The sequence below is a fragment of the Aurantimicrobium minutum genome (assembly GCF_002355535.1).
In the GTDB taxonomy this organism is placed as follows: domain Bacteria; phylum Actinomycetota; class Actinomycetes; order Actinomycetales; family Microbacteriaceae; genus Aurantimicrobium; species Aurantimicrobium minutum.
Genome location: NZ_AP017457.1, coordinates 430,390 through 457,383 on the forward strand (window position 1 = coordinate 430,390; position 26,994 = coordinate 457,383).

The following is a 26,994-nucleotide window of genomic DNA, read 5'->3' on the forward strand; positions in this document are numbered from 1 at the left end:
ACAGCGTTACCTCCCGTAGACTTGGACACCAAGGCCCAACTTCTCTGAGGACTCATGAACGCTTCCGAATCTGGCACCACTGCTGTGTCCACGGTCGGCTTTAAGCGCACAGTTGCTGCCTATGTTTCACTGACAAAACCTCGTGTGATGGAACTGCTGTTGGCAGTGACCATTCCCACTATGTTTTTGGCCCAAGAAGGCGTTCCCAACCTGTGGCTGGTACTCGCAGTCCTGATTGGTGGAATGATGAGTGCCGGTTCGGCAGGGTCGTTCAATTGCTACATCGACCGCGATATCGATCGTCTGATGAACCGCACCAAAGGGCGCCCACTCGTCACAGGTGAAATCACGGACCGACAAGCCCTAATTTTTTCGTGGGCTCTCGCAGTTATTTCCACACTGTGGTTCTTGCTCTTTACTAACTTGCTCGCAGCATCGCTATCTGTCTCCGCAATTGCGTTCTATGTCATCGTCTATAGCCTCGTGCTCAAGCGCCGCACTCCACAAAACATTGTCTGGGGTGGTGCAGCTGGTGGATTTCCGGTACTGATTGGCTGGGCAGCAGTGACGGGCTCACTGTCCTGGGCTCCGGTGATTTTGTTCCTCATCATTTTCTTGTGGACACCACCGCACTATTGGCCACTGTCTTGGCGATACCGCGAGGACTACAAAAACGCCAATGTTCCTATGCTCACAGTGGTCCGTGGCCGAGTTACAGTGGGTCTCCAAATCGTGCTCTACGCTTGGGCCACCGTTGCTGCCACGCTTTTACTTGTGCTGGTAGCAGACATGGGCTGGACCTATACCGCTGTTGCTCTCGTGGCGGGTGCATGGTTCATCGTGGAGAGCCACTTGCTTTATTCACGAGCATTGCGTCAGATAGACCCCAAGCCAATGCGCTTGTTCCACTTCTCGAATGGCTACCTGTCGGTGATATTCCTGGCAGTAGCTATCGATGCACTGCTGCCGTTCTAGGCAACCTTTCGTAGCTTCAAGAGCGCATACGTTGTCGCGGCGCTGACCAAGCAAGCCAAGAGCATGTGGATTCCCACCAACAGCGGCGGTAGACCTGTTCGAGACTGAATAATTCCTACAGTGATCTGCACCCCATTGAGGATGATCAGCAGAATCAAGGAATGACGCAGAGCGAATAAACGAGCCCGAGACACCATTACGATCGCCAGCAGTGTCAGGGCAACTGCTGTGTATGCAGGGTAAGAGTGCAAATGCTGCAGGATTTCTCCGTCCAGCCCGTTCCTGCGGGCGTCTGCATCACCTGCGTGCGGGCCAGATCCTGTCGTCAAAATGCCAAAGATGATCGTGATCATTTGGAAAACTGCAACCAGCCACACCACCAGAGGAATCTTTGAGCTCGATGGTTCAACGACCCAGGTGCGAGGGGCATTACCGTGATAAACGCGGTAAACCAACATTGTTGATAGAGCCACCATCACGATGGATACAACAAAGTGCAGCCCTACAACATAGGGGTCGAGTTGGGTGAGAACAGAAATGCCGCCAATGATTGCCTGGGCAGGAATCCCCAAACCGATCACGAGCGCAAGCCAGAAGAGATCGCGGCGATTCTTACGCATCCGAAAAATCAGAGCGAAAGTAATAACGGCAATAATCACCAAGGCAAATGTGAGCAGGCGATTACCGAACTCAATAACTCCGTGAATACCCATTTCTGGAGTGGAGACAAAAGAATCTTCCGTGCACCTTGGCCACGTAGGGCACCCCAAGCCACTTGCGGTCAACCGAACAGCGCCACCGGTGACCACAATGAGTGTTTGTGCAACAAAAGTTGCCCATGCCGCAATACGAACCTTGCGGTCAACGGAAGTGGGGAACCAATTCACGAATTTACTCACGAGGGAATATACCTACTCTTTTTGATGTTGTTCGCTGAAGAAGAACGCATTTACCCTGTCTAATCCAACGAACTAAGGCTAGGCTAAGTTCGTTAGTTGAAATCGTGCGAAAGCCGATAACTCGAGGGCGAGAACAAGCGAGATTGACGCGATGTTTTGCGCCAATGTTTCTGTTCTCTTCCTAAGTCTAGATTCGTCAGAAAGAGAGCCATGTCAGACATCCTGATCGACCGGCCCGAACTTGAGGGCATTGGCCAGTACGAATTCGGTTGGCACGATAAGGACGCTGCCGGTGCCAGCGCTCGCCGAGGCATCAATGAGGACGTTGTCAAAGACATCTCCGGCCTCAAGAACGAGCCAGAGTGGATGCTCAAGACCCGTCTGAAGGCTTACGAAATGTTCGGCCGTAAGCCTATGCCTAACTGGGGCGCTGACCTGTCTGAAATTCACTTCGACAACATCAAGTATTTTGTCCGGTCAACGGAACGTCAGGCTCAGACCTGGGAGGATCTCCCCGACGAAATCAAGGACACCTACGAGAAGCTCGGTATTCCTGAGGCTGAACGTCAGCGTTTGGTTGCCGGTGTAGCAGCACAGTATGAATCTGAAGTGGTCTACCACCAAATCAACGAAGAGCTCGAGCGCCAGGGTGTCATCTTTATGGACACCGATACTGCTCTAAAAGAGCACCCTGAATTCTTCGAAGAATACTTCGGAACGGTCATTCCTGCCGGAGATAACAAATTTGCTGCGCTGAACACTGCTGTGTGGTCAGGTGGTTCTTTCGTTTACGTTCCACCGGGTGTTCACGTGGAGATTCCACTTCAGGCTTACTTCCGTATCAACACGGAGAACATGGGTCAGTTCGAGCGCACGCTCATCATTGCTGATGAAGGAAGCTACGTTCACTACATCGAAGGATGTACTGCACCCATCTACAAGAGTGACTCACTGCACTCCGCAGTTGTGGAGATTGTGGTCAAGAAGAACGCTCGCGTTCGCTACACCACCATTCAGAACTGGTCCAACAACGTGTACAACCTGGTAACCAAGCGTGCCATTGCGCACGAGGGTGCAACCATGGAGTGGATTGACGGCAACATCGGCTCCAAGGTCACCATGAAGTACCCCTCGGTCTACCTCGTGGGTGAGGGTGCTAAGGGTGAGACCCTTTCTGTTGCTTTTGCTGGCCCCGGACAGCACCAAGATGCCGGCGCCAAGATGATTCACATGGCTCCCAACACCCAGAGCTCCATCGTCTCGAAATCAATTGCTCGCGGCGGGGGACGTGCTGGCTACCGTGGTGAAATTCGCATGGACGCTAACGCACACAACTCGGCCAACACCGTTCGTTGTGATGCTCTCCTCGTGGACACCATTTCACGTTCTGACACCTACCCTGCAATTGATATCCGTGTAGATGATGTACAGCTAGGCCACGAAGCAACCGTCTCTAAAGTTAGTGAAGACCAGCTCTTCTACCTGATGAGTCGCGGTATGGCTGAGGACGAGGCAATGGCCATGATCGTTCGTGGATTCATCGAGCCCATCTCTCGTGAACTTCCCATGGAATACGCCCTGGAACTGAACAAGCTGATTGAACTCGGCATGGAAGGCTCGGTGGGCTAGTAATGACCATCCCTGTACAAATCCGTTCCGCGCGCCCAAAATCGACCAACCCAGAGGATTTTGAAACGGTCACCGGACGTGAATTGGATTGGAAATTCTCTCCTGTAGCTAAGCTGCAGGAGCTCATTTCAGGCCCACTCGACGGTTCACGTTTTCCTCATAGTGCTCCAGAGGTTGCTGGTATCGAGGTCTCTTGGATTGCTTCCAGCGATGCTCGTGTGGGAGCTGCTGGTATGCCCGAGGACAAGGCTTCTGCCAACGCCTGGAAGGCTGCCGAAGAAGTTCTGCTCATCTCGGCCACCTCAGAAGAACACAGTGAAATCACCATTACACGTGATGGCCTGGGAACAACACCTCGTGCAGCCCACATCCTGATCACTACAGCTCCTCATGCACAGGCAACCGTCATCCTGCAAAACTCAGGTGATGCTCGTCTAGTTGAAAACCTGGAAGTAGTGCTCGGTGCTGGTTCTCGTCTGAACCTCGTCTCCGTTCAGGAGTGGAACGATGACGCCTTGCACTTGGGTAGCCACTTTGCCTCTATTGGCAAAGATGCAGAGCTCAAGCACACACTTGTCTCCCTCAGCGGTGATGTCATTCGAGTCAATCCTTCCGCAATCTTGGCGGATTCTGGCTCTTCCGTTGTCCTCAACGGTGTCTACTTCGCTGATGCCGGACAGCACATTGAGCAGCAGGTTTATGTCAACCATGATGCGCCTCAGTCCAAGAGCCGTGTCAACTACAAGGGTGCGCTCCAGGGTAAGGGTGCTCGCACCGTGTGGATTGGTGACGTGCTCATTGGTAACAAGGCTGTAGGAACTGACTCTTACGAGCAAAACCGCAACTTGGTTCTGACCGAAGGGACCCGTGCGGATTCGATCCCTAACCTCGAAATCGAAACCGGCGACATTGCTGGCGCCGGTCACGCTTCTGCTACTGGACGTTTCGACGACGAACAGCTTTTCTACCTCCAAGCTCGTGGAATTAGCGAAGCAGATGCCCGCCGCCTGGTGGTTCGTGGATTCTTGAACGAAATAGTTCAACAGCTCGAGGTCCCTGCTTTGGAAGAACGCATTGAGGAATACCTCAATAACAAGCTGGAGGCTGGTGTTTAGCGATGGCTGCTGAGAAAGTTTGTGCCGTATCTGATCTTGTCCAAGATCAGGCAAAGCGCGTTGTCGCCGGGGGAATCCCAATTGCACTGGTCTTGGATTCTGCTGGAGATATTCACGCTATAGGTGATACCTGCACTCACGGAGACATTTCCTTGGCTGAAGGCTTCGTCGAGGACAACACGTTGGAATGTTGGGCTCACGGCTCCAAGTTTGAACTCACCACCGGCAAGCCTCTTACGTTGCCTGCCTACGAACCTGTCCCAGTTTTTGTCGTTGAAGTTATCGACGGCGAAGTATTTATTGACCCCACCGTTACGAAAGAGATCTAAGTCATGTCAACTCTGAAGATCACCGACCTGCACGTCAGCGTGGAGACCGAACAGGGCACCAAGCAGATTTTGCGCGGCGTCAACTTAGAGATCAATTCTGGTGAAACCCACGCCATCATGGGTCCAAACGGTTCGGGCAAATCCACTCTTGCCTACACAATTGCTGGACACCCTAAGTACACCGTGGACAGTGGATCGATCACCCTCGACGGTGAAGACGTTCTCGAGATGAGCGTTGATGAGCGTGCAAAGGCGGGTCTCTTCCTGGCAATGCAATACCCCGTCGAGATTCCAGGCGTCACCGTCACCAACTTCCTACGTACGGCAAAAACCGCTATTGATGGTGAAACACCTGCTCTGCGCACCTGGATTAAGGACGTCCGTGAAGCTATGGCAAACCTTCGCATGGATGCAAGTTTCTCTGAGCGCAACGTCAACGAAGGATTCTCTGGAGGAGAAAAGAAGCGCCACGAAATTCTTCAGCTTGAACTCCTTAAGCCAAAGTTTGCTGTGTTGGATGAGACAGACTCAGGTCTTGACGTTGACGCATTGAAGATCGTTTCTGAAGGAGTAAACCGCGCCAAGGAAAACAACAACCTCGGTGTTCTCCTCATTACGCACTACACCCGCATTCTTCGCTACATCAAGCCACAGTTTGTCCACGTTTTTGTCAACGGTAAGGTTGCCGAAGAAGGTGGCCCTGAGCTGGCAGAACGCCTCGAGAACGAGGGCTACGACCGCTACCTCGAGATTGCGTAACAATGTCCTCTGAACTCTCCGATGAGCGCTATAACCAATGCATTGACGCGCTCAAAGAGGTCATGGACCCTGAACTGGGTATCAACATCGTTGACCTGGGCTTGATTTATGATCTCAAGTGGGATGACGAAAACGATGCACTAATCATTCACATGACTCTCACCAGTGCAGGATGCCCTCTGACTGATGTCATTGAAGAGCAAACGGCTGAAGCACTCGATGGTGTTGTTGAGGCGTTTCGCATCAACTGGGTGTGGATGCCACCATGGGGTCCAGAGAAGATTACTGATGATGGTCGCGACATGATGCGCGCATTGGGTTTCTCTATCTAGACTTCCCTGCTCTATTGCGTCGTAACATTTCTGGGAAGAAATTTTCCACAAGTAATAAAGCCGGCGTAGCCTAAGAAACATGGCACAGGGTTTTAACACCAGATCGATTCACGCAGGACAAACTTCCGACCCCACCACTGGGGCAGTTGTTCCTCCGATTTATTTGTCTTCCACCTTTGAACAGGACGTTCCTGGAACTCCTCTGAACGGTTTTGAATATTCACGCTGTGATAACCCCACGCGCACAGCGCTGCAGCACAATCTTGCCTCGCTGGAAGGCGGATTGCTTGCCTATTCCTTTGCCAGCGGAATGGCAGCAGAAGATGCCTTCTTCAGATCAGTTCTCAAGCCTGGAGACCACATTGTCTTAGGCAATGATGCTTACGGTGGTTCCTATCGTACGATTGCGCAGGTGTATGGGCCTCTCGGCATTGGCCATTCAACTATCGATTTTGCTGACCTTGCCAAGGTTGAAGAGCTCATTGCGTCCACGAAACCCAAAGTTGTGCGGATTGAGACGCCCACTAACCCACTGATGAGCATCGTTGATATTGAGGCTGTTGCCGCAATTTCTCATCGTCATGGTGCACTTGTACTTGTCGATAACACGTTTGCCACTCCAGCTCTGCAGCGTCCATTTGAACTCGGTGCTGATGTCGTGTTGCATTCGACCACCAAGTATCTCGGCGGCCACAGCGATGTTGTTGGTGGCGCCATCGTTCTCAAAGATGCAGATCTTGCTGAGAAAGTAGCCCAGATTCAAAACTGGATGGGAGCTATCTCATCACCTTTTGACGCCTATCTGACAATACGTGGCATCAAAACCCTCGGCATCCGCATGGAGCGCCACTCAGAGAATGCACTCGCCTTGGCTCAACGGTTTGAAGGCCATGCTGCTGTTGAACGCATTCTCTATCCAGGTTTGACCTCTCACCCAGGGCACGAGATAGCGGCTCGGCAAATGTCTGCATTTGGCGGCATGATGTCGATCCAGCTTGCCGGGGGTGAAGCAGCCGCCACAACACTGCTCACTAGGACCAAACTCTTCACTCTTGCTCCATCACTCGGAGGAGTGGAATCTCTGATTGAACACCCTGGGCTGATGACACATCACTCCGTTGAAGGAACTGCACTCGAGGTCCCAGCGAACCTCGTTCGCATCAGTGTAGGCATCGAAGACATCGATGATCTCATCGAAGACCTTGCGCAAGCATTAGATTCTCTGCTGTAATCATCTGGCGTACCCGCGCACAGGCTTACAGGTTGATGTGTTCGTCGCACCCCTGCGACATTTCACCTGTATTTAAAAGCGAAGGCCCCCGACAATGTCGGGGGCCTTCGTTGTGTAAATCGATTACTTGGCGCGGTTGACGAGCTTCCAAGCGAACGGAAGAAGTCCACCAGCGATCAAAGCCTTGAGGATGTCTCCAGGAATGAAGGGGTAGAGACCTGCCTGCAACGTTGCGGAAAGGTCGTTGGGGTATCCCAGCTGACCGAGGGCAACTGAAAGCCAGGGGAGACCAACTGCGTAGATCACAACCGTTCCGGCCAGGAATGCACCGATGGTGCCAAGAACCTTGCGATCCCATTCGCGCTGTGCCAACCAGCCAACGAGCGCAGCAGCAAGGACAAAGCCGATCATGTAACCGCCGGTGGGGCCAAGAACCTTAGCCAGGCCTGCGCCACCCTCTGCGAAGACAGGAAGACCTGCAACGCCGAGGCCGATGTAGAGAAGCATGGAAAGTGCGCCACGTAATGAGCCGAGAGTTGCGCCGACGAACAACACAGCAAAAGTCTGTCCGGTGATGGGAACAGGCCACATCGGGATAACAATCTGTGCGGCACCAGCAGTCAGTGCGGCTCCTGCAGCAATGAAAGCGATGTCGGTTGCGATGCTGCGCGCACCAAGGCGGTCAGCGAGAACAGGGCGTGAAGCAGCAAGAGTGATGTTCGACATAGAAATATACTAGGGGAGTAGAAGCCACTTGGCTTAGATAGAAGTAACAAAGAATCGGGAAAAGCCTGTGCTCAACGTCCAAGACCTTGAGCTGCGCGTAGGTGCCCGAGTGCTCATGTCGGAAGTTTCCTTCCGCGTCTCCAATGGAGACAAGATTGGTTTAGTCGGCCGTAACGGTGCTGGTAAAACCACTTTGACGAAAACACTCGCTGGCGACTTGCAACCAGCTGAGGGAACCATCGAGATTTCAGGTGAGATTGGTTATCTCCCTCAGGACCCTCGCTCCGGCGATCCTGAAGAGCTAGCCCGAACCCGTATTCTCAATGCCCGCGGTTTGGGCTCTTTGGTCCAGGGCATGGCTGAGAACAGTCTCCTGATGGGCGACTCCAACGAAAAAGTTGCCGCGGACGCTATGCGCAAATACGGCGAATTAGCTGACCGTTTTGATGCCTTGGGTGGCTATGCGGCTGAGGCTGAGGCCGCTTCGATTGCCTCCAACCTGCAATTGCCTGACCGCATTCTCGATCAACCTCTCAAGACTCTGTCGGGTGGTCAACGCAGACGCATTGAACTGGCACGAATTTTGTTCTCCGGTGCAGACACGATGCTCTTGGATGAGCCCACCAACCACTTGGATGCTGATTCAGTCGTCTGGCTTCGAGAATTTCTCAAGGGATATCAGGGTGGACTCATAATCATCAGCCACGATGTGGAGCTGGTGGGCGAAACAGTCAATCGAGTGTTCTATCTCGATGCCAATCGCCAGGTCATCGACATTTACAACATGAACTGGAAGAACTACCAAAAGCAGCGTGAGCAAGACGAGCAACGCCGTAAGCGAGAGCGTGCCAACGCAGAACAAAAAGCTTCTACATTGCAAGCACAAGCAGCAAAGATGGGTGCGCGAGCCTCGGGAGCAGTAGCGGCGAAGCAAATGGCTCGTCGAGCTGAAACCCTCCTCGCAGGATTGGATGAGGTTCGTCAAAGCGACAAGGTTGCTAAATTACGTTTCCCCGACCCAGCGCCATGTGGCAAGACCCCACTTATGGCGGAAGACCTTTCGAGGTCCTATGGATCCTTAGAAATCTTCACCGCAGTGGATCTAGCAATTGACCGCGGATCTCGTGTGGTGATCCTCGGTTTCAACGGTGCAGGAAAAACTACACTGCTACGCATCCTGGCCGGGGTGGATAAACCTGACACCGGGCACGTCATTGAAGGTCATGGGCTCAAGGTCGGCTACTACGCCCAGGAGCACGAAACTCTCCGTGTTCAAGACTCAGTCCTGCAAAACATGGTTTCTGCCGCTTCTCACATGACTGAAACCGAATGCCGGAAGGTGCTGGGTTCCTTCCTGTTCACTGGCGATGATGTTCTCAAACCAGCCGGTGTTCTCTCCGGTGGAGAGAAGACTCGCTTGGCTCTGGCCATGCTTGTTGTCTCCAGTGCAAATGTTTTGCTCTTGGATGAGCCCACCAACAACCTGGACCCCGTCTCTCGTGAAGAAATCTTGGGAGCATTAGCCACCTATAAAGGCTCTGTCGTGTTGGTTTCTCACGACCCTGGTGCCGTTGAAGCCTTGAATCCAGAACGTGTGTTGATCCTCCCAGACGGCATCGAAGACCACTGGAACAAGGAATACGCAGACCTCGTGGAGCTGGCCTAAATCCATTTACTCGTGAACTTTTGGTCCATCAGGAGTATCGTGGCCACAGTTCGGGGGTTTTCATGAAACAGAAAAGAACACGGTTAGTACTCATCACGAGTGCACTGCTTTCTGCTGTGTTGTTGACATCCTGCAATAGCCAAACCCCAGAGGTTTCCCCCACATCTACTGATTCGTGTGAACGAGCCGTCACCGCAGGCCTAAGTGCCTATGAATTGTGGATTACCCAGGGGAACACAGGATCACTCCAAGACTTCTTCGACTCACTTGTTGGAGAAAAAGGTGAAGATGGCTATGTCGGGGCAGATGGTGTCAATGGCGAACCAGGAGCTCCGGGAAAGCCCGGAGCAAGTGCCTACCAACTGTGGCTTGATGCCGGTAATTCTGGAACTCCAGAAGATTTTTTGAATTCCATTGCCGGTGCTGATGGCCTCGATGGGCTCAATGGCCTCAGCGCCTATCAACTGTGGTTATCCCTAGGGAACTCGGGAACTACTCAAGACTTCCTTGATTCTTTAGTCGGGGCAACCGGACAGCAAGGAATTCCTGGGGTGTGTACCGCAGGAGATGTGGGTCCACAAGGGCCTGCCGGCCCAGTAGGACCATCAGGTTCGCCTGGTCCCACTGGAGCAACTGGCCCACAAGGTATTCAAGGAATACAGGGTATTCAGGGACCTATTGGCGTAAGCCCAGTGCTGTACTACGGATCTTTCTACGACACGACAGATCAGGCTAATAACCCTGTCAACACGGTGCGCGCAATGCGGTTGAACAACGTCACCCCTGGAGTGGACGGAGTTATCGGAGATGGTGTTTCAGTCGTGAATGGTTCACGCATCACGATTGCTCACACAGGGGTATACAACCTTCAATTTTCTGCACAGCTATACAACGGCTCTGGCGCTGCGACTGTTGATATTTGGTTGGCAAAAAATGGACAACCAGTTGCCCAGACAAATACTCAGGAGTACATCCCTGCCAATAACAGAGTTGTTGCCGCGTGGAACTTTGTTGTGGATGCAACTGCAGGGGATTACTACGAATTCATGTGGTACGCCGGTTCGGATGTCAACACTGTCATTAATTCTGTTGGACCTCGAACAGTTGGTTCCTACACAATCCCAGCCATTCCTGGTTTGATCGTCACCGTTACTCAAGCCCGCTAGAACTGAACTTTCTAGGGATCTTTCGAAGGGCCTGAAGACAGTTTGAATACTTCAGGCGTAGCCTGTAGTTGTGTTGATAGCTGAGCCCCTAGATGTGCCCGGATGGGTGAATGCGCTCGCTATTGGCGTTGGTAGCCTTCAGGGCGCAATCTATGCCTCTGGTTTTCGCGATCGCAGGCTCGACCTCTTCGGTATTGCCGTTATTGGTATCGCTACTGGGCTGGGTGGTGGATTCCTTCGAGATATCCTGCTCAACCGTTTGCCTATCGCACTCACTGAGAACTGGTACATCATTGTTGCTGTCGGTGCGGCGCTGTTGGGGATGTTGCTCGCACGACTGATCCGTCGAGTTGACTGGCTCATTACGGCGTTGGATGCCTTGGCACTTGGTTTGTTTGGCGCATTGGGCACCACAGCTGCACTCGTGTCGGGACTGCCTTTCGTGCCAGCCCTGTTTGTAGGCGTCATTACCGCTGTCGGTGGTGGTTTCATCCGAGACCTGCTTCTAAACATGCCCATTTCTGTCATGCACGTGGGCTCGCTCTATGCCATTGCCGCAGCGGCGGGATCGATTGCTTTGCTCTTGTGTAACGAAGCAAACATCGGTTTAGAAGTGAGTGTTCCACTGAGTGTTGCCGTGACGACAATTCTGAGATTGCTCGCGGTGCGCTTTGGTTGGTCTTTGCCTGAACAGCGCATGTTGAAGTCTTTGCGCAACCCGAAGCTTGTTCGCCCCACCGACTTAACCGGCCCTATCGAAACTCCGCGAGATCTCTAATGCCGGTTTACCGCGACGAGGGCGTGGTGTTGCGCACACACAAACTCGGCGAAGCTGATCGAATAGTGACGCTGCTGACAAAAACGCATGGCAAAGTTCGTGCAGTGGCTAAAGGTGTTCGGAGAACTTCCTCCAAATTTGGTGCCCGCCTGGAGCCTTTTATGGTGGCGGATATCCAGTTTTATCAAGGTCGAAGCCTAGATACTATTCAGCAGGCTGAAACATTAGCCTCCTACGGAGCAGATATCGTGGATGATTATGCTCGCTTTACGGCGGCCAATGTCATGGTCGAAACAGCGGACAAAGTTACTGAGCTTGAAAGCTCCTCACAGCAATATCTCTTGCTCATTGGGGCTTTGCGTTCCTTGTCTCGTCAAGAACACCCCACTGAATTGACCCTTGATTCGTATTTGTTGCGGGCACTGAGCATGGCAGGGTGGGCTCCCAGTTTCGATGGCTGTGCCAAGTGTGCTGCTGAAGGCCCTCATGAAAGTTTCATCGTTCAACTCGGTGGCATGGTTTGCACGCAGTGTGCACCTCCCGGGTCTGCACACATCGTGCCGCAGGTAGTTCTTCTCCTCGATGCTCTCGTGCGTGGCGAGTGGGACGTCGCCGAGGCAGTACCTGTTGAATACTGGAGTAAAGCCAGCGCCCTCGTTTCTGCCTATACCCAGTGGCACTTGGAGCGGACACTTCGATCTTTGGAGCATGTAGCACGATGAGTAAGCCATACACGCACAAAGACGCAGTCGAGTACAGGCCCGTGGATTGGACGGGTATCTATCCTCCTGCGTTCCCGGCGGGGTCCGTCCCGAATCACGTTGCCATTGTGATGGACGGCAATGGTCGCTGGGCAAATCAGCAAGGTCTGACCCGTGTTGAGGGACACAAGGCAGGAGAAGCAGCTCTTCTCGATGTTGTCGCTGGCGCTATCCAAGCAGGGGTGAAGCATCTGAGTGTTTATGCTTTCAGCACAGAAAACTGGAAGAGATCACCAGAAGAAGTGCGCTTTCTCATGGGCTTCAACCGTGATGTTCTGCACCGTCGTCGCGACCAACTCAATGAGTGGGATGTGCGAGTGCGATGGGCTGGGCGTAAACCGAAGTTGTGGCCCTCCGTCATTGAGGAACTTCAGTTTGCTGAAGAACTGACCAAGAAAAACAAAACCCTCACCTTGACCATGTGCGTGAATTACGGTGGTCGAACCGAAATCGCTGATGCGGTGCGTAAAATCTCGGAAGATGTAGCAGCTGGAAAAATCAATCCCTCCAAGGTGACAGAGAAATTCATAGCGAAAAATCTCTACATTCCCGATATGCCAGATGTGGACCTTTTTGTGCGATCCAGCGGGGAACAGCGCACCTCAAACTTCTTACTGTGGCAATCTGCATACGCCGAGATGGTGTTCTTGAACCAGTTATGGCCGGCTTTCTCTCGAACGGATTTGTGGGACGCTATAGAGCAATACATCGGCCGTGATCGACGCTTTGGTGGAGCAGTTGATAAGCCCAGCGCGAAATAGGGCACATTTTCAGTAATCAGCGCCTAAAGTCGAGGCATGAGCCGTCCGATTCGCGTGGTTTTTTTCGTCTTCTACTTTGAAGCATGGGATGCTCTCGATGCTGTGTATCGGGGGATGCTGTCAGATCCTCGCTTTGACCCCATCGTGGTCACAATTCCTCGCAAACTCACCGGATATGACAAGTTCCGCGATGAGAAGAAAATGAGTGCCTACCTTGATGCTCAAGGTATTGTTCACGAACGTTTCAGATTCAAGAAGAGTAAAGAAGGACTTGCCAGGCTCAAGGAGTTAGCTCCTGACTACGTGTTCTTGAACTACCCCTGGCAGCGTAATTACAAGAAGTACTACCAGATTGAACACCTCGTTGAGTTTACGAAGGTCTGTTATGTACCATATTTCTCTACTTCGTTGGTGCAAGAGCCAGGTGAAGCTGGTGTCGCTCCTCATCAATACATTCAGCCCACGCATCAACTCTCACACATGGTGTTCCTGCAGGATGCTGACACCAAAGCTGCTTTTGATAGGGAAGGCCGTCAGAATGCCTTCCTGACTGGAACCCCCAAGATCGATGCCCTTCTCGCTGCGAAAGAAACGGTTGAGCCTGTGTGGCCAATTAATCGTGAGCTACAACCAGCTCAGCAGCCCTTTAGACTGCTGTGGGCTCCACACCATAGTTATGACCATGGATGGCTAAACTTCGGTCACTTCAGTGACGAATTCGAACCTATGCTCGAGTTCGCAAAAACTCACCCAGAAATGGATATTGTTTTCAGGCCTCACCCATTCCTTTTCGGAACGCTCACAGACCGCGACATCATGACTCAGGAAGAGTTAGATCAGTGGCGCTCGAAGTGGGACGCTTTGCCCAACACGTTTACTGATTTAGGTGCACCGATTACAAGCATTCTGCTTGCCTCGGATGCCATGGTCACTGATGGAGTGTCTTTCATTGGGGAATACCCTCTAGTGACGGGAAAACCAGCTATTTTCTGGGAGAAACCCGAGCACTGGGAGTTTTCACCATTGGGCAAGATTGCTGAAGCTACCACTGTGAAAGTCCACAACATGGAACAGGTAGAACTCGCTATTGCTCAGGCACAAGATGGAACCCTGCCCGATCGCTCTGAGCAGATAGCTGCTTTGGTTCACGCCGTGCGCCCTCAACCAGCAACAGCTGCACAAACCATCATTGAACTCGTTGCAAAGGATTTTTCATGACCGACCCCATCAAGGTTGATATTTGGTCTGATGTCCAATGTCCCTGGTGTTACATCGGGAAACGTAAGTTTGAAGCAGGCGCCAAGTTATACGGAAAGCCAGTTGAGGTGGAGTACCACTCCTTCGAGTTAGCACCAGATACACCGGTGGATTACGAGGGTGATCCTGTTCAGTATCTAAGTGAGCGCAAGGGTATTCCGGTTGAGCAAGTGCACCAAATGCTTGAGCGAGTTACCGGAATAGCCGAAAGTGTCGGACTTCACTACAACTATGACGCTGTCCACCAAACCAACACCATCAAAGCTCACGAGGTGTTGCATTACGCCAAAGCACACGGCAAGCAACAGGAAATGAAAGAACGCCTCCTCAAGGCATATTTCATCGATGGTGAGCACGTGGGTAAGAGCGAAAACTTAGCCAAACTAGCTGGCGAGATTGGCTTAGACGAACAGGATGTGTTGCGCAGTTTAGAAACTGAAGAATATCTTCCTTCGGTTAAAGCAGATATGGCGCAAGCTCGGGAATATGGCATCACTGGTGTGCCTTTTTATGTCATTGATGGCAAATATGGAATCTCTGGTGCACAGGATGCAGCAACATTTGCTTCTGCACTGAATGAAGCTGCAGAAAACAGAGCCTAAGTCTTTCAATTGAGCTACTGTCCCTGTGTGCAACATGGGATACTTGTTTCACAGGAGAAATGACGATGACGAGTGTGAAGACAGGTGCCCGGGCGGGCAATTTGAACATTGGGCCTATTCAGGCCGTAGTTCCTGTCGTGCTCGCACCCATGGCTGGCATTACCAACATGGCCTACCGTCGACTGTGCCGAGAGCAGGGCTCTGGAATTTTTGTCTCCGAGATGATCACTTCACGGGCCCTCGTAGAGCGTACGCCTGGATCAATGCACTTGATCCAAACCCACCCCAGTGAAGAAATTCGTTCCATCCAGTTGTATGGAGTGGCGCCAAAAACGGTCCGTGAAGCCGTCACCATGCTTGTGGCTGAAGACCGTGCAGACCACATTGATCTCAATTTTGGTTGTCCAGTCCCGAAAGTCACCCGTAAGGGTGGCGGTTCGGCATTGCCCTGGAAAAAAGACTTATTCCGAGAAATTGTCGAAGAAGCAGTTAAGGCTGCTGGTGAAATTCCACTAACTATCAAGATGCGTAAAGGCATCGATGCTGACCACCTCACGTTCATAGAAGCAGGTAAAGCAGCCGAGGGGGCTGGGGTTGCCGCCATTGCTTTGCACGGGAGAACAGCCTCCGAGTTTTATTCAGGGCATGCTGACTGGAATGCGATTGGCGAACTCAAGCAAGCGGTGACAAGTGTTCCCGTTCTGGGGAACGGAGATATTTGGTCTGCCGAAGACGCTGTTCGCATGATGGATGAAACCGGCTGTGATGGAGTTGTTGTTGGACGTGGCTGCCTTGGGCGTCCTTGGCTTTTCGCTGAATTGGACGCTGCGTTCCGCGAGCGTGCGGGACTCCAAGAACCTGGCAACAGAATTGAACCCACACTGGGTTATGTTGCAACCACTTTGCGCCGTCACCTTGAGCTCTTAATTGAGTTCTTTGATTCAGAAGAGCATGCCTGCCGCGACATCCGCAAACACATGGCCTGGTATTTCAAGGGATACCCGGTTGGGGGAGATGTACGCTCTCAATTGGCTCAAGTTACCAGCTTGCAACACCTCGATGATCTGCTCGGCCAGCTTGATTGGTCCACGCCCTACCCGGGAGCGGATGCTGAAGGTCAACGCGGCCGTCAGGGGACTCCGAAGCGACCTTCTTTGCCAGATAGATGGTTGGAGTCTCAGGAACTCAGCGACGCTGAAAAAGCAGTTGTCGCACATGCTGAAATCGATGCGAGTGGTGGCTAATGTCTGACCACCATGTTGAAACGGCAACCATACCGACCGTGACGGCCGGTTATTCAGAGTTTGATGCTGAACGAATGCTGGAGGAAACCCACTCCTCTCGTCGTTCCGATTTTGCTCGAGATCGTGCGCGTTTGCTGCACTCCAGCGCACTGCGAAGACTTTCAGCTAAGACTCAAGTGCTCAGTCCCACGGCAGGATTAGATTTTGCGAGAAACCGCCTCACTCACTCTCTGGAGGTTGCACAGGTTGGTCGGGAAATTGCTGGCCGTCTTCGACTTGATCCCGACGTTGTCGATACTGCGAGTTTGGCTCACGACATAGGTCACCCACCCTTTGGGCACAACGGTGAAAAAGCGTTGAACTCGTGGAGTTCAGACATTGGGGGCTTTGAGGGAAATGCACAAACTCTGCGGCTGCTGACCCGTCTGGAGCCGAAAGTTTTTGGAACTGATGGACGCAGTTTTGGGCTCAACCTCACCCGCGCAAGTCTGGATGCCAGTACAAAGTACCCGTGGCCTGAACAACAGGCGGTCATTGACCCCACCGGTCGGGCAAAGTTTGGTTTCTATGCCGATGATTTTGATGTCTTTGCGTGGATGCGCGCAGATGCACCGGATAAACAACGCTGCATAGAGGCTCAGGTCATGGACCTTAGCGATGACATAGCCTATTCCGTGCACGACTTTGAGGATGCCATCTTCAACGGATATGTGGATGCGGGAGAGCTGGGTGCTCGCGTCAACCATGATGAACTGGTCGATTCCATGTTTGAGTGGATTGGGGGCGAGTTCTCTCACGATGAGCTCATCGCTGCCTTTGATCGACTCGATAACTTGGATGTGTGGGTGGACACCTGGGATGGTTCACGTATTGCCCAGGCCAAACTGAAAAACCTCACGAGCCAGCTCATTGGACGATTTGCGCATGCAGCTGTTCATGCCACCCGTGAGGCGTATCCTCAGCAGAGCTTGGTGCGTTTTGGTGGAAACGTCATTGTTCCCGATGTGGTGCGTGCAGAGATTGCTGTGCTTAAGGGAATCGTTGCCGCTTTCGTGATGACCACTAATTCACGCCAGCCTGTCTACACCCAACAGCGCGAAGTGCTCACAGATTTGTGCAACACCCTTTATGAGCGTGGGCCAGAATCGATGGACCGTCACTTCGCCGACGACTGGAACGGCACAACGGATGAGGCAGTGCGCCGCCGCATTGTGGTTGACCAGGTTGCGAGCTTGACTGATCAATCAGCTTTCGCTTGGCACAACCGTCTGTGTGGGGGAAACAACTCCGTGACGGTGGTGTCCTAATGGCTGGCCGTATTCGTCAAGCAGATGTCGAAGAACTCAAGCAACGTGTCAACATTGCTGATGTCATCGGTGACTATGTGAGCTTGAAATCCGCTGGTGTGGGTTCCATGAAAGGTCTGTGTCCTTTCCATGATGAACGCTCACCCAGCTTTCATGTGCGCCCCACGGTGGGATACTTTCACTGCTTTGGATGCGGTGAATCAGGTGATGTCTACACATTCGTGCAGAAAATGGACCACCTCAGCTTCACGGAATCCATTGAACGCTTGGCTCAGCGCATCAACTTTGAACTTCACTATGAAGAGGGTTCAGGTAAGTCTCAAGAGACAGGCAACCGAACACGCATCTTGGCAGCCAATACCGCGGCTGCAGAGTTTTATGTTGCTCAGTTGGCCACACCTGGTGCTGCTGCAGGGCGAAAGTTTTTGGGTGAGCGCGGTTTCGATAAAGCTGCCGCGGAACGTTTTGGTATTGGCTTCGCTCCCAAAGCATGGAACGAGCTTCGTGATCACCTCAAGACCAAAGGCTTCACGGAAGAAGAAATGTTGCAAGCGGGGTTGCTCTCGCAAGGAGACAAGGGTGTTTATGACCGCTTTCGCGGTCGAGTGATCTGGCCTATTCGCGATGTCACCGGTCAAACGATTGGTTTTGGCGCGCGCAAACTCTTTGACGATGACCAGGGCCCAAAGTATTTGAATACTCCAGATACCCCTGTCTATCACAAGCAACAGGTGCTTTACGGGCTTGATCTCGCCAAGCGCGATGTCTCTAAGTCGCGCCGTGTTGTCGTGGTGGAAGGTTACACCGACGTGATGGCTGCGCACCTTTCTGGGGTGACCACTGCAGTAGCCACCTGTGGAACGAGTTTCGGCGTGGAACACATTAAACTCATTCGCCGCATCATGGGAGATGATTCAGGTCTGGGTGAAGTGATTTTCACCTTCGACCCCGACGCTGCAGGGCAGAAAGCTGCCATGCGCGCTTTTGCTGAAGAACAACGATTTGCTGCACAAACCTTTGTAGCGGTTGCCCCAGATGGCCTCGACCCCTGCGATCTGCGTCTTGCTCAAGGAGAGCAGGCCGTTCGGGATTTGATGGATTCGAAAATCCCCATGTTCGAGTTTGTAATGAGGCAAATGCTTAGCAACTATAACCTCGACACTGTCGAGGGTCGTGTTGCTGCACTGCGTGAGGCAGCGCCCGTGGTGGCAGATATCAGGGACTCTGCGCTTCGTCCGGGTTACACACGAGAACTTGCACGCTTGACCGGTGTTGACGTGTCAGAGGCGCAGGTTGCTGTCTCTAACGCCGTTAAAGCCTCACGATCAAAAGGTATGCAGACAACCTCAGAGGGCGCACGCACAGGTTATGCCGGAACTCCCACAGCCAGACCTGTTCCAGCTGGTTCTGAGCAACCAGAAGCTTCTGCAGAGAGTGTCCCCGAAGGCCCCCGCGTCTTTGAGCTGAAGAATGATCCGTCAACGCGTCTTGAACGTGAAGCATTGATGGCTCTGATTCAATTCCCCGAATTGGTCGGCAGTGACCTAGCTGCGGATGCAGTCCAATCGGCCATTCTTGACCCCAACTTGGCCACCGTTCGAGACGCAATCGGGGCAAACATCAACGAGCTGGGTGGGGAGACTTGGCTGGATAGGATTCAGAACGATCTTCCTCAGCACTTTAAGCCATTGGTAACTCAGCTTGCTGTGGCGCCACTTCCGCAAAAAAATGAGGACCAAACCCAGACTTATTGTCGTGGTGTGGTTGTCTCCCTCATTGAACGTGACCTGGTTCGTCGCAAATCTGAACTAGTCGGGCGTTTGCAGCGAACTAGCGTTGACCAGGGTGAAATCAGTCGCGAGATTCAACGTGAACTTTTGGAATTAGAAACCAAACGTCGCCAACTGCGTGAGGACTAGTCGATGAAAATTCGTCAGAAAGACTGCGTGTGTGAAATTCCTCAGCATGCTGCTGTCCTCGGTGATGAACGTGCGTCAAATGCAGCTCCACGTGTTGAGTCTGGACCGATTGCTGTGCTTCCTGAATCTCACGATGATTCAACCCGTGGTGGCAGTGAAGTCTTTCGCTCTGCAGTCAGTGACGCCGGGGGAGTTATTACTGAACTGAATGAGAACACTCGGGGTTTGATTTGGCTCTCCTATAAGAAATCTGCCGAGCTGGGAGAAGTTCTTGCTTCTAACCCACAATTGACCTGGGTCCAACTGCCGTGGGCAGGTGTAGATGCTTATGCGGATGTATTAGCGGCCTCTGCCAGACCGGGACTTGTTTTCACGAGTGCAAAGGGTTCCTATGCGCAGCCAGTCGCAGAACACGCACTCGGCATGACCTTGGCCTTGATGCGTCTGTTCCCGCGTAGAGCGCGGGCTCAAAGTTGGGATGCTGTCCCCAAAGGTATCTCGCTCTATCGGAAGAACGTCACCATTATTGGTGCCGGTGGCATCGCCCGTGAACTCATTCGCCTTTTGCAGCCTTTTGATGTTCGGATCACCATAGTTCGTCGTTCTGCAGGCCAAGTTCCAGGTGCATTCAGCACGGTGACGACAGACCGGCTGAAGAAAGTTCTCCCTGAATCTGACGTTGTCATTATTGCCGCTGCACTCACACCCGACACCACACATCTCATAGGAGCGCAAGAGTTGGCGCTGATGAAACCTAGCGCAGTGCTCATCAATATCGCGCGAGGCCCTTTAGTCGACTCGGCAGCTCTGGTAGAAGCGCTGAACCAGGAGCGTATTCTCGGTGCTGCCATGGATGTAACCGAGCCCGAACCCCTGCCAGATGGGCATCCTTTGTGGAGTGCGCGTAACGTGTTGATTACCCCGCATATGGCCGACACTCCAGATATGACGGCACCCTTATTAGCTGATCGAATCTCTACGAACGTTGCCGCTTTCCTTTCTGGAGAGCCATTCGTGGGAGTTGTTGATACTGAGGCTGGTTACTAAATTCTGCATCTCTGGGGCGGTTTTTTGCCTTCTTAGATTTGGGGTAATATAAATACGCCTCACAGCAATCCCCGATAGCTCAATTGGCAGAGCAACGCACTGTTAATGCGTAGGTTCATGGTTCGAGTCCATGTCGGGGAGCTAAGCCCCTGGTCCTCCACGACCAGGGGCTTTTTACTTCTCACAGACCGCATAAGCTGTGGGTGTTGGCAAAAACTGGAGGCACTGTGGCATTTACTGTCGCTGAAAAGCGTGCCTTGAGAACTGGTATTTCTGTCGGCATCGCGGTAGCTACCTATGGAGTCTCTTTTGGGGCGTTGAGCGTCGCGGCGGGCTTAGACATTTGGCAAACCTGTTTCTTGAGTCTTGTTCTGTTTTCTGGTGGGTCACAGTTTGCTGTGATTGGCATTCTTGCAACCGGAGGAGCGAGTTCAGGAATTCCTGCGGTCGCTTCCAGCACTTTCCTTGCCTTACGCAACGGCATTTACTCCATGAGGGTCGCTCCCATTGTGGGAGAGGTGCCACTGTGGAAACGTCTGGCTGCTGCTCAAATCACTATTGATGAATCAACTGCTGTGGCGATAGCTCAAGAGGAGAAAAGCGCGCAGCGTGTGGGATTTTGGGCAACCGGTATAGCTATTTATATCGGCTGGAATCTGGCCACTTTTGCCGGTGCACTTTTAGGTAATTTAGTTGGCGATGTCAGCCGTTTTGGACTCGACGCAGTTGCGGCGGCTGCCTTTGTGGGCTTGTTGTGGCCCCGATTGCAGCAGCTCCAGGCTGCCGCTGTAGCAATGATCTCAGCCGTTTTGGCAGCATTCCTCATCCCGTTGACCCCACCGGGGGTACCGGTACTAGCTGCTGCAGTGGTTGCTGTGGTTTTTGGCTTGACAAACTGGATACATCGAGAAACAGCTGCAGATGCCCAGACAACTCAGCCTGATGACTTGCCAGAACCAGGGGATACGCCTGGCTATCACCCAGATCATGGTCAGGTGAAGCCATGACACTGTGGACAACAGTTATCGCCGCATCAGTACTTTCTTTTGCAGTGAAATACATCGGCTACATCATTCCGCAACGGCTTTTGGAGAAGCCCACTTTCACCAGAATTACAAACCTGTTGACTGTGGCCATGCTGGCAGCACTTGTTGCCGTTCAAACCTTGGGTGCAGGACAAGCAGTCGTGTTCGATGCTCGAGTTCCTGCGGTCATCCTGGCGGCAATCTTGTTTAGTTTCCGGGTGCCCTTCATCATTGTGGTTGCAATTGCCGGAGTGGTGGCTGTCGTGCTGCGTAATCTGGGCTGGATGGCTTAGCCTTCGAGATTATCTACTCCGGGCATCCACGATTTACCAGGTTTACCCCACCCTCGTTTGCGTTCAATTTTGCTCGCTTGCTTATTGAATTCATAGTCCAAACGGTCCACGTATAAATACCCCAATAAGTGGTCGTATTCGTGTTGCATAATCCGCGCAAACCAGCCCTCGCACTCGATTTCAAAAGGAACGCCTGAGAGGTCCCTGGCACGAAGTAGCGCCTTGTCTGCTCGTACTAAAGGGAAACGTTCTCCGGGGAAGGAGAGACAGCCCTCGTCGTCGGCATCAGTCGTGTCGCGGATCTCTACAGGGGAAATGAAGAGCTCGGGGTTGATGGCTACGCCACGACGTGGGGTGCCATCATCCTCTGGGTAGTCATAGACAAACACCTGGAGGCTCACACCCACCTGTGGTGCTGCCAGACCAACTCCAGGGGCAGCATCCATTGTCTCGAACATGTCGGAAACCAGAGTTTCTAGTTCGCTATCAAACACGGTGACTGCTTCAGCAGGTTTGTGCAGCGCAGGATCACCAGAAATCACAATAGGGAGTACGGTCATGCCTTCAGCTTATTTGCAAGAGTCCACGCTAGCGTGGAGGTATGCAGCTCAACGACCTCACTGACCTTGCACAGGTATCGTTTGAGCCGGCTCAACTCATCGGTATTCCTTTCGCCCTCGTGGGTGCCATCCTCATGTCTGTGGGTGCGCAGTTGCAGCACCGGGGCGTCAATAAAGTCGGCGATGGTGAGGACGCAAAGTCTGCGCTCAATCTCAAGCAGCTCGTTGCCCTATTTAAGCGACCCTCGTGGCTTACTGGCACAGTTTTCTTGAGCGCTGCCATTATTTTTCAGCTCATTTCGCTGGGCTTCTCGCCGCTGATTGTGGTTCAACCTATTGGCGCAGTTGCACTTGTAATCACGGCGGTGCTCAACGCCCGCGTGACGAAAACAAAACTGAATACACAATCGATTGTTGCAATTGCACTCTCGGTCGGCGGTATCGGTATTTTCGTTTCCATCGCAGCCTTTACAGCAATCAATGCGCCAATGACCTCGGCCGATTTGGCCGAAATCCTGGTCATATTGATTATTGTCCTCGCTATCTTCGGTGTGCTGTTCCTGATTTACCGCAAGCACCTTTCAGCGTTGTATTACATCGTAGGAGCCGGTGTGCTCTACGGTTTCGTGGCAACCCTTGCCAAGGTTGTCATTACAAGTGTGATTCACGGCGCAACAGACTGGCTGACATGGGCATGCTTGGCTGCCCTGCTTGCAGCGACAGTACTAGGTGCCCTGTTTGTGCAAAATGCTTATCAAACAGGTCCACCCGATTTGGTCATTGCTGGGCTTACAGTGATTGATCCGATTGTTGCTGTTGCCATCGGTATTTTGATTCTCGATGAAGCCTCACAGGCACCTGGTTGGGCCATTGTCAGCTACGTCCTGGCAGGCGTTCTCGCCATCATTGGTGTCTTCCTTCTAGCGAAATATCACCCGGACGCACACGATCCTGTTTCAGCAGCGAGTAAAGAGGCAAAAGCGGGATTCCAGAGCGCAAAAGCGGAGTCTAAAGCGAAGGTCAATGCGGCGGCACACGGCGCTAAAGAAGCTATCAAGAAGGCTAAGTCCGTAGACTAAAGGCACTATGCCGAAACCATTACGCATCCTCATTGGATGTGACACATTCGGCCCAAACGTTAATGGCGCTGCAAAGTTTGCGGAGCGGTTGGCTGCAGGCTTGGTCGAACGCGGTCACGACGTTCGAGTGATGGCTCCGGCGGCTGGACGAAAGTCTGGTACGTGGGTTGAAACCCATGAAGGCCAACCCATGACGATGTATCGCATCAAGAGCTGGCGCTGGTACCCGCACGACTGGCTTCGCTACATGCTTCCTTGGCGTGTACGTCACAACAGCGCGCGAATCTTGGACAGTTTCAAACCAGATGTCGTGCACTTCCAATCCCACCTCATCGTTGGCGGCGGATTGACGAAAGAAGCTCAGCTTCGAGGAATCCGCATTATTGGAACAAACCACTTCATGCCTGAAAACATGATGCAGTTCACGCTTTTGCCTAAGTCCACCCAGAAGAGCGTTATTCGTTTGGTCTGGAAGGCTGCATACAGGACCTTTAGCCGCGCTGAGGCTGTCACGACACCCACACGCCGAGCTGCCAACTTCCTCGAGGAGTACACGCACCTCACAGATGTCCACGCCATTTCGTGCGGAATTAACGCCCACCACTACACCCCCAACTTTGACACCAAGGGGGAGAACCGCATTTTGTTCGTCGGTCGCATCACTGGTGAGAAGAAGCTCGATGTTCTGCTCAAAGCTTTCACCAAACTGCCACCGGAGCTCAATGCAACCCTGGAATTCGTTGGCGGGGGAGATCTGCTTCAGCAGATGAAGCAGCAGGTAAAAAACATGGGCTTAGACGACAAAGTGTTCTTCGCTGGATATGTCAGTGATGACGAACTGAAAGCAGCCCTCACCAGAGCAAAAGTTTTTGCCATGCCTTCGATTGCTGAGCTGCAGTCCATCGCAACTATGGAAGCAATGGCCACCGCTCTACCCATCGTTGGTGCGGACGCAATGGCCCTGCCGCACCTTGTTCACGACGGTGAAAACGGTTACCTGTTCGAGCCCAACAATGTTGAAGATTTACGTGACAAGCTCGTGAAAGTTCTCACCGCAGATGACGATGAGCTGCTTCGTATGAAGAACAACTCGCTCAAGTTCATTCGCGGTCACGACATCACTCGCACGCTGGACACTTTCGAAGCTCTGTATCGTGGCGAAGAAGTTGTAGATCCAGACCCAGAGCTCACAGACGACTAAACTTCTACTATCGGCTCACAAGGGGCGGTAGCTCAGCCGGTTAGAGCAGCGGACTCATAATCCGTCGGTCACGGGTTCAAGTCCCGTCCGCCCTACAAAAAAGGGACCCCGTGATGGGGTCCCTTTCTTGATTGATTCTTACGCTAGATCAAAACGATCATTCTCCATGACCTTGACCCAGGCGGCAACGAAGTCGTTGACGAACTTGGTCTTGGCATCATCGCTGGCGTAAACCTCTGCAAGAGCACGCAGAATCGAGTTCGAACCGAACACGAGATCTGCACGGCTTCCGGTCCACTTTGCAGCGCCGGTGGCGTTGTCGCGAGCATCGAAAAGCGCAGTATCACCAGGCTGTGGGTGCCAGGTGTTACCAAGTTCCAGCAGATTCACGAAGAAGTCATTCGTGAGTACACCAGGAGTCTTGGTGAATACACCTACGGTTGAACCACCGGTGTTGGCTCCAAGCACTCGTAAACCTCCCACCAGAACAGTCATTTCTGGAGCGGTGAGGTTGAGCTGGTTAGCGCGGTCAACCAACAAACGCTCAGCGACAGCGCTGTGGCCCTTGCTTGCGTAGTTGCGGAAACCATCAGCTACCGGCTCCAAAACAGCGAAGGAGTTGACGTCTGTTTGCTCCTGAGTTGCGTCAGTGCGACCAGGGTGGAAAGGTACTGTGACGTTTACGCCAGCATCTGCTGCCGCTTTTTCAACTGCTGCAGAACCTGCCAGAACGATGAGGTCCGCAAGTGAGATCTTCTTGCCTGCTGCGGCAAGATCACTCTGTAGGGATTCCAGCTTCGCCAGGATAGGAGCGAGTGCTTGTGGGTCATTTGCGGCCCAGTTGCGCTGTGGCTCCAGGCGAATACGGGCACCGTTGGCACCGCCTCGCTTGTCGCTGTTGCGGTAGCTGGACGCAGAAGCCCATGCGACGAATACCAGCTGAGAAACACTCAGACCGGAAGCAAGCACCTGCTTTTTGATTTCTGCAACATCTGCATCAGAAACCAGAGGGTGATCAACCGCAGGAACTGGGTCCTGCCAGATGAGCTGCTCTGCAGGAACCTCGGGTCCGAGATAACGGGAGATGGGTCCCATATCACGGTGGGTGAGCTTGAACCATGCACGTGCAAAAGCATCCGCAAAGGCATCAGGGTTCTCCAAGAAGTGACGCGAGATCTTCTCGTATGCAGGGTCAGTACGTAGTGCCAAGTCAGTGGTGAACATGACTGGGGCGTGTGTCTTTCCTGCAATGTGTGCATCAGGAACCAGTGAGGCAGCTGACTCGTCAGAAGGAACCCACTGGATTGCGCCAGCAGGGCTCTTGGTCATAACCCACTCGTATCCAAAGAGGGTTTCGAAGTATCCGTTGTCCCACTTGGTGGGGTTGGGAGTCCATGCACCTTCGAGGCCGGAGGAAATGGTGTCCGCGCCATTACCTGTTCCATAGCTGTTCTTCCAGCCAAGTCCCTGCTCTTCGATCGGAGCACCCTCTGGTTCGGGGCCAACGTACTTATCTGCATCAGCAGCTCCGTGAGCCTTACCGAAGGTGTGACCGCCGGCAATCAGGGCAACAGTTTCTTCGTCATCCATAGCCATGCGGGCAAATGTTTCACGAATGTCTCGTGCGGAAGCCAGGATGTCGGGGTTGCCGTCTGGGCCCTCAGGGTTGACGTAGATCAGACCCATCTGAACAGCAGCGAGAGGGTTCTCTAGGTCTCGGTCGCCGCTGTAACGCTTGTTTGCGAGCCATTCTGCTTCAGGGCCCCAGTAGGTGTCATCTGCTTCCCAAACGTCAGCACGTCCACCGCCGAAACCAAAGGTCTTCAGGCCCATGTCTTCGATGGCACAGTTACCGGCAAGAATCATGAGGTCGGCCCAGCTGAGCTTCTTGCCGTACTTCTTCTTTACTGGCCACAGCAAGCGTCGTGCCTTGTCCAGGTTGACGTTATCTGGCCAGCTGTTCAATGGAGCAAAACGCTGGAGGCCCTGGCCTGCACCACCGCGACCGTCGCTGATGCGGTAGGTGCCTGCACTGTGCCACGCCATACGGATAAAGAAAGGACCGTAGTGACCATAGTCGGCTGGCCACCAGTCTTGTGACGAGGTCATCAGCTCGTAAATGTCTTTCTTGACTGCTGCCAAATCCAAGCTCTTGAACTCTGTGGCGTAGTCAAAGTCTGGGTCCATAGGGTCAGACTTGGGGGAGTTGTGGGTCAGTGAATCCAAGTTCAGCTGGTTAGGCCACCAATCATTGTTTGAGGTTCCAGATGAGCTGGAAGTTCCACCCAGGTAGGGGCATTTGCTTTCGTCAGACATGTGTCCTCCATATTGTT

26 protein-coding genes and 2 tRNA genes are annotated in these 26,994 nt (G+C 52.8%); 24 read left to right on the plus strand and 4 right to left on the minus strand.

The window, feature by feature from the left end; genetic code table 11:
- Window positions 1-54 precede the first annotated feature (54 nt).
- Window positions 55-975 (plus strand): heme o synthase, encoded by a 921-nt coding sequence (locus AUMI_RS02145; protein ID WP_096380802.1) that lies wholly within the window; start codon window positions 55-57, stop codon window positions 973-975.
- Here the strand turns inward: AUMI_RS02145 and AUMI_RS02150 are convergent.
- A complete protein-coding gene (locus AUMI_RS02150) occupies window positions 972-1,874 on the minus strand; it encodes a COX15/CtaA family protein (protein WP_096380804.1) in 903 nt (300 codons plus the stop codon). The genes AUMI_RS02145 and AUMI_RS02150 overlap by 4 nt on opposite strands.
- A gap of 210 nt (window positions 1,875-2,084) precedes the next feature.
- Between AUMI_RS02150 and sufB the strand changes: the two genes are divergently transcribed.
- From sufB to AUMI_RS02180, 6 genes are all read left to right on the plus strand, one after another.
- A complete protein-coding gene (gene sufB, locus AUMI_RS02155; RefSeq protein WP_096380806.1) occupies window positions 2,085-3,503 on the plus strand; it encodes a Fe-S cluster assembly protein SufB in 1,419 nt (472 codons plus the stop codon).
- A gap of 2 nt (window positions 3,504-3,505) precedes the next feature.
- Window positions 3,506-4,618, plus strand: a complete 1,113-nt coding sequence (gene sufD / locus AUMI_RS02160; protein ID WP_096380808.1) for a Fe-S cluster assembly protein SufD — start codon at window positions 3,506-3,508, stop codon at window positions 4,616-4,618.
- A gap of 2 nt (window positions 4,619-4,620) precedes the next feature.
- Window positions 4,621-4,947 carry a non-heme iron oxygenase ferredoxin subunit gene (locus AUMI_RS02165; RefSeq protein WP_096380810.1) on the plus strand — a complete coding sequence of 109 codons (327 nt, stop codon included), beginning with the start codon at window positions 4,621-4,623 and terminating at the stop codon, window positions 4,945-4,947.
- Window positions 4,948-4,950: 3 nt separating this feature from the next.
- Entirely contained in the window at window positions 4,951-5,706 is a 756-nt protein-coding gene (gene sufC, locus AUMI_RS02170) for a Fe-S cluster assembly ATPase SufC (RefSeq protein ID WP_096380813.1), read from the plus strand.
- 2 nt (window positions 5,707-5,708) lie between these two features.
- On the plus strand, window positions 5,709-6,038 hold the full coding sequence (locus AUMI_RS02175) for a metal-sulfur cluster assembly factor (RefSeq protein ID WP_096380815.1): 330 nt from the start codon (window positions 5,709-5,711) through the stop codon (window positions 6,036-6,038).
- Between the two features lie 79 nt (window positions 6,039-6,117).
- The gene (locus AUMI_RS02180) at window positions 6,118-7,269 is read left to right on the plus strand and encodes a cystathionine gamma-synthase (RefSeq protein WP_096380817.1); all 1,152 of its coding nucleotides are present in this window, start codon (window positions 6,118-6,120) and stop codon (window positions 7,267-7,269) included.
- 123 nt (window positions 7,270-7,392) lie between these two features.
- On the opposite strand, the gene AUMI_RS02185 is transcribed toward AUMI_RS02180, so the two are convergent.
- The gene (locus AUMI_RS02185; RefSeq protein WP_096380819.1) at window positions 7,393-7,995 is read right to left on the minus strand and encodes a biotin transporter BioY; all 603 of its coding nucleotides are present in this window, start codon (window positions 7,993-7,995) and stop codon (window positions 7,393-7,395) included.
- A gap of 67 nt (window positions 7,996-8,062) precedes the next feature.
- Between AUMI_RS02185 and AUMI_RS02190 the strand changes: the two genes are divergently transcribed.
- The 14 genes from AUMI_RS02190 to AUMI_RS02255 all read left to right on the plus strand — a co-directional run bounded on the left by AUMI_RS02190 (window position 8,063) and on the right by AUMI_RS02255 (window position 21,821).
- Window positions 8,063-9,661 carry an ABC-F family ATP-binding cassette domain-containing protein gene (locus AUMI_RS02190; protein WP_096380821.1) on the plus strand — a complete coding sequence of 533 codons (1,599 nt, stop codon included), beginning with the start codon at window positions 8,063-8,065 and terminating at the stop codon, window positions 9,659-9,661.
- Window positions 9,662-9,723: 62 nt separating this feature from the next.
- The gene (locus AUMI_RS02195; RefSeq protein WP_096380823.1) at window positions 9,724-10,827 is read left to right on the plus strand and encodes a collagen-like domain-containing protein; all 1,104 of its coding nucleotides are present in this window, start codon (window positions 9,724-9,726) and stop codon (window positions 10,825-10,827) included.
- Between the two features lie 70 nt (window positions 10,828-10,897).
- On the plus strand, window positions 10,898-11,605 hold the full coding sequence (locus AUMI_RS02200; protein WP_342393814.1) for a trimeric intracellular cation channel family protein: 708 nt from the start codon (window positions 10,898-10,900) through the stop codon (window positions 11,603-11,605).
- Window positions 11,605-12,327 carry a DNA repair protein RecO gene (gene recO, locus AUMI_RS02205; protein WP_096380825.1) on the plus strand — a complete coding sequence of 241 codons (723 nt, stop codon included), beginning with the start codon at window positions 11,605-11,607 and terminating at the stop codon, window positions 12,325-12,327. Before AUMI_RS02200 ends, recO begins: the two co-directional genes overlap by 1 nt.
- A complete protein-coding gene (locus AUMI_RS02210) occupies window positions 12,324-13,127 on the plus strand; it encodes an isoprenyl transferase (protein ID WP_096380826.1) in 804 nt (267 codons plus the stop codon). Before recO ends, AUMI_RS02210 begins: the two co-directional genes overlap by 4 nt.
- Before the next feature lie 36 nt (window positions 13,128-13,163).
- Window positions 13,164-14,345 (plus strand): glycosyltransferase family protein, encoded by a 1,182-nt coding sequence (locus tag AUMI_RS02215; RefSeq protein WP_096380829.1) that lies wholly within the window; start codon window positions 13,164-13,166, stop codon window positions 14,343-14,345.
- On the plus strand, window positions 14,342-14,986 hold the full coding sequence (locus AUMI_RS02220) for a DsbA family oxidoreductase (RefSeq protein ID WP_096380830.1): 645 nt from the start codon (window positions 14,342-14,344) through the stop codon (window positions 14,984-14,986). Before AUMI_RS02215 ends, AUMI_RS02220 begins: the two co-directional genes overlap by 4 nt.
- Before the next feature lie 59 nt (window positions 14,987-15,045).
- The gene (gene dusB, locus AUMI_RS02225) at window positions 15,046-16,230 is read left to right on the plus strand and encodes a tRNA dihydrouridine synthase DusB (RefSeq protein ID WP_096380833.1); all 1,185 of its coding nucleotides are present in this window, start codon (window positions 15,046-15,048) and stop codon (window positions 16,228-16,230) included.
- On the plus strand, window positions 16,230-17,537 hold the full coding sequence (locus AUMI_RS02230; protein ID WP_096380834.1) for a deoxyguanosinetriphosphate triphosphohydrolase: 1,308 nt from the start codon (window positions 16,230-16,232) through the stop codon (window positions 17,535-17,537). Before dusB ends, AUMI_RS02230 begins: the two co-directional genes overlap by 1 nt.
- Complete coding sequence (gene dnaG, locus AUMI_RS02235) at window positions 17,537-19,456, plus strand: DNA primase (protein ID WP_096380837.1); 1,920 nt, start codon at window positions 17,537-17,539, stop codon at window positions 19,454-19,456. Before AUMI_RS02230 ends, dnaG begins: the two co-directional genes overlap by 1 nt.
- 3 nt (window positions 19,457-19,459) lie before the next feature.
- Entirely contained in the window at window positions 19,460-20,503 is a 1,044-nt protein-coding gene (locus AUMI_RS02240) for a D-isomer specific 2-hydroxyacid dehydrogenase family protein (protein WP_096380839.1), read from the plus strand.
- Between the two features lie 68 nt (window positions 20,504-20,571).
- Window positions 20,572-20,644 (plus strand) — tRNA-Asn (locus tag AUMI_RS02245).
- A gap of 86 nt (window positions 20,645-20,730) precedes the next feature.
- The gene (locus AUMI_RS02250) at window positions 20,731-21,510 is read left to right on the plus strand and encodes an AzlC family ABC transporter permease (protein WP_096380841.1); all 780 of its coding nucleotides are present in this window, start codon (window positions 20,731-20,733) and stop codon (window positions 21,508-21,510) included.
- The gene (locus tag AUMI_RS02255; protein ID WP_096380843.1) at window positions 21,507-21,821 is read left to right on the plus strand and encodes an AzlD domain-containing protein; all 315 of its coding nucleotides are present in this window, start codon (window positions 21,507-21,509) and stop codon (window positions 21,819-21,821) included. The genes AUMI_RS02250 and AUMI_RS02255 overlap by 4 nt, the downstream gene beginning before the upstream one ends.
- Here AUMI_RS02255 and def read toward each other — a convergent pair.
- Window positions 21,818-22,381, minus strand: coding sequence for a peptide deformylase (gene def, locus AUMI_RS02260; RefSeq protein ID WP_096380844.1), 564 nt, complete (start codon window positions 22,379-22,381; stop codon window positions 21,818-21,820). The two genes, AUMI_RS02255 and def, sit on opposite strands and share 4 nt — an antisense overlap.
- 41 nt (window positions 22,382-22,422) lie before the next feature.
- On the opposite strand from def, the gene AUMI_RS02265 reads away from it, so the two are divergent.
- The 3 genes from AUMI_RS02265 to AUMI_RS02275 all read left to right on the plus strand — a co-directional run bounded on the left by AUMI_RS02265 (window position 22,423) and on the right by AUMI_RS02275 (window position 24,756).
- On the plus strand, window positions 22,423-23,460 hold the full coding sequence (locus AUMI_RS02265) for a DMT family transporter (protein ID WP_096380847.1): 1,038 nt from the start codon (window positions 22,423-22,425) through the stop codon (window positions 23,458-23,460).
- A 7-nt stretch (window positions 23,461-23,467) separates the two neighbouring features.
- A complete protein-coding gene (locus tag AUMI_RS02270; protein WP_096380849.1) occupies window positions 23,468-24,661 on the plus strand; it encodes a glycosyltransferase in 1,194 nt (397 codons plus the stop codon).
- A gap of 21 nt (window positions 24,662-24,682) precedes the next feature.
- A tRNA-Ile gene (locus AUMI_RS02275) sits at window positions 24,683-24,756 on the plus strand.
- A gap of 43 nt (window positions 24,757-24,799) precedes the next feature.
- Here AUMI_RS02275 and katG read toward each other — a convergent pair.
- A complete protein-coding gene (gene katG / locus AUMI_RS02280) occupies window positions 24,800-26,977 on the minus strand; it encodes a catalase/peroxidase HPI (protein WP_096380851.1) in 2,178 nt (725 codons plus the stop codon).
- Window positions 26,978-26,994 lie beyond the last annotated feature (17 nt).

Excerpts from the sequence above, each read along its gene's own strand:
- sufD (WP_096380808.1), top strand. The coding sequence starts at position 3,506 with ATGACCATCCCTGTACAAATCCGTTCCGCGCGCCCAAAATCGACCAAC.
- AUMI_RS02145 (WP_096380802.1), top strand. The coding sequence starts at position 55 with ATGAACGCTTCCGAATCTGGCACCACTGCTGTGTCCACGGTCGGCTTT.
- AUMI_RS02210 (WP_096380826.1), top strand. The coding sequence starts at position 12,324 with ATGAGTAAGCCATACACGCACAAAGACGCAGTCGAGTACAGGCCCGTG.
- def (WP_096380844.1), bottom strand. The coding sequence starts at position 22,381 with ATGACCGTACTCCCTATTGTGATTTCTGGTGATCCTGCGCTGCACAAA.
- AUMI_RS02165 (WP_096380810.1), top strand. The coding sequence starts at position 4,621 with ATGGCTGCTGAGAAAGTTTGTGCCGTATCTGATCTTGTCCAAGATCAG.
- AUMI_RS02195 (WP_096380823.1), top strand. The coding sequence starts at position 9,724 with ATGAAACAGAAAAGAACACGGTTAGTACTCATCACGAGTGCACTGCTT.
- AUMI_RS02175 (WP_096380815.1), top strand. The coding sequence starts at position 5,709 with ATGTCCTCTGAACTCTCCGATGAGCGCTATAACCAATGCATTGACGCG.
- sufC (WP_096380813.1), top strand. The coding sequence starts at position 4,951 with ATGTCAACTCTGAAGATCACCGACCTGCACGTCAGCGTGGAGACCGAA.
- dusB (WP_096380833.1), top strand. The coding sequence starts at position 15,046 with ATGACGATGACGAGTGTGAAGACAGGTGCCCGGGCGGGCAATTTGAAC.
- AUMI_RS02270 (WP_096380849.1), top strand. The coding sequence starts at position 23,468 with ATGCCGAAACCATTACGCATCCTCATTGGATGTGACACATTCGGCCCA.
- recO (WP_096380825.1), top strand. The coding sequence starts at position 11,605 with ATGCCGGTTTACCGCGACGAGGGCGTGGTGTTGCGCACACACAAACTC.
- AUMI_RS02265 (WP_096380847.1), top strand. The coding sequence starts at position 22,423 with ATGCAGCTCAACGACCTCACTGACCTTGCACAGGTATCGTTTGAGCCG.
- katG (WP_096380851.1), bottom strand. The coding sequence starts at position 26,977 with ATGTCTGACGAAAGCAAATGCCCCTACCTGGGTGGAACTTCCAGCTCA.
- AUMI_RS02185 (WP_096380819.1), bottom strand. The coding sequence starts at position 7,995 with ATGTCGAACATCACTCTTGCTGCTTCACGCCCTGTTCTCGCTGACCGC.
- AUMI_RS02180 (WP_096380817.1), top strand. The coding sequence starts at position 6,118 with ATGGCACAGGGTTTTAACACCAGATCGATTCACGCAGGACAAACTTCC.
- AUMI_RS02230 (WP_096380834.1), top strand. The coding sequence starts at position 16,230 with ATGTCTGACCACCATGTTGAAACGGCAACCATACCGACCGTGACGGCC.
- dnaG (WP_096380837.1), top strand. The coding sequence starts at position 17,537 with ATGGCTGGCCGTATTCGTCAAGCAGATGTCGAAGAACTCAAGCAACGT.
- AUMI_RS02240 (WP_096380839.1), top strand. The coding sequence starts at position 19,460 with ATGAAAATTCGTCAGAAAGACTGCGTGTGTGAAATTCCTCAGCATGCT.
- AUMI_RS02215 (WP_096380829.1), top strand. The coding sequence starts at position 13,164 with ATGAGCCGTCCGATTCGCGTGGTTTTTTTCGTCTTCTACTTTGAAGCA.
- sufB (WP_096380806.1), top strand. The coding sequence starts at position 2,085 with ATGTCAGACATCCTGATCGACCGGCCCGAACTTGAGGGCATTGGCCAG.
- AUMI_RS02220 (WP_096380830.1), top strand. The coding sequence starts at position 14,342 with ATGACCGACCCCATCAAGGTTGATATTTGGTCTGATGTCCAATGTCCC.
- AUMI_RS02255 (WP_096380843.1), top strand. The coding sequence starts at position 21,507 with ATGACACTGTGGACAACAGTTATCGCCGCATCAGTACTTTCTTTTGCA.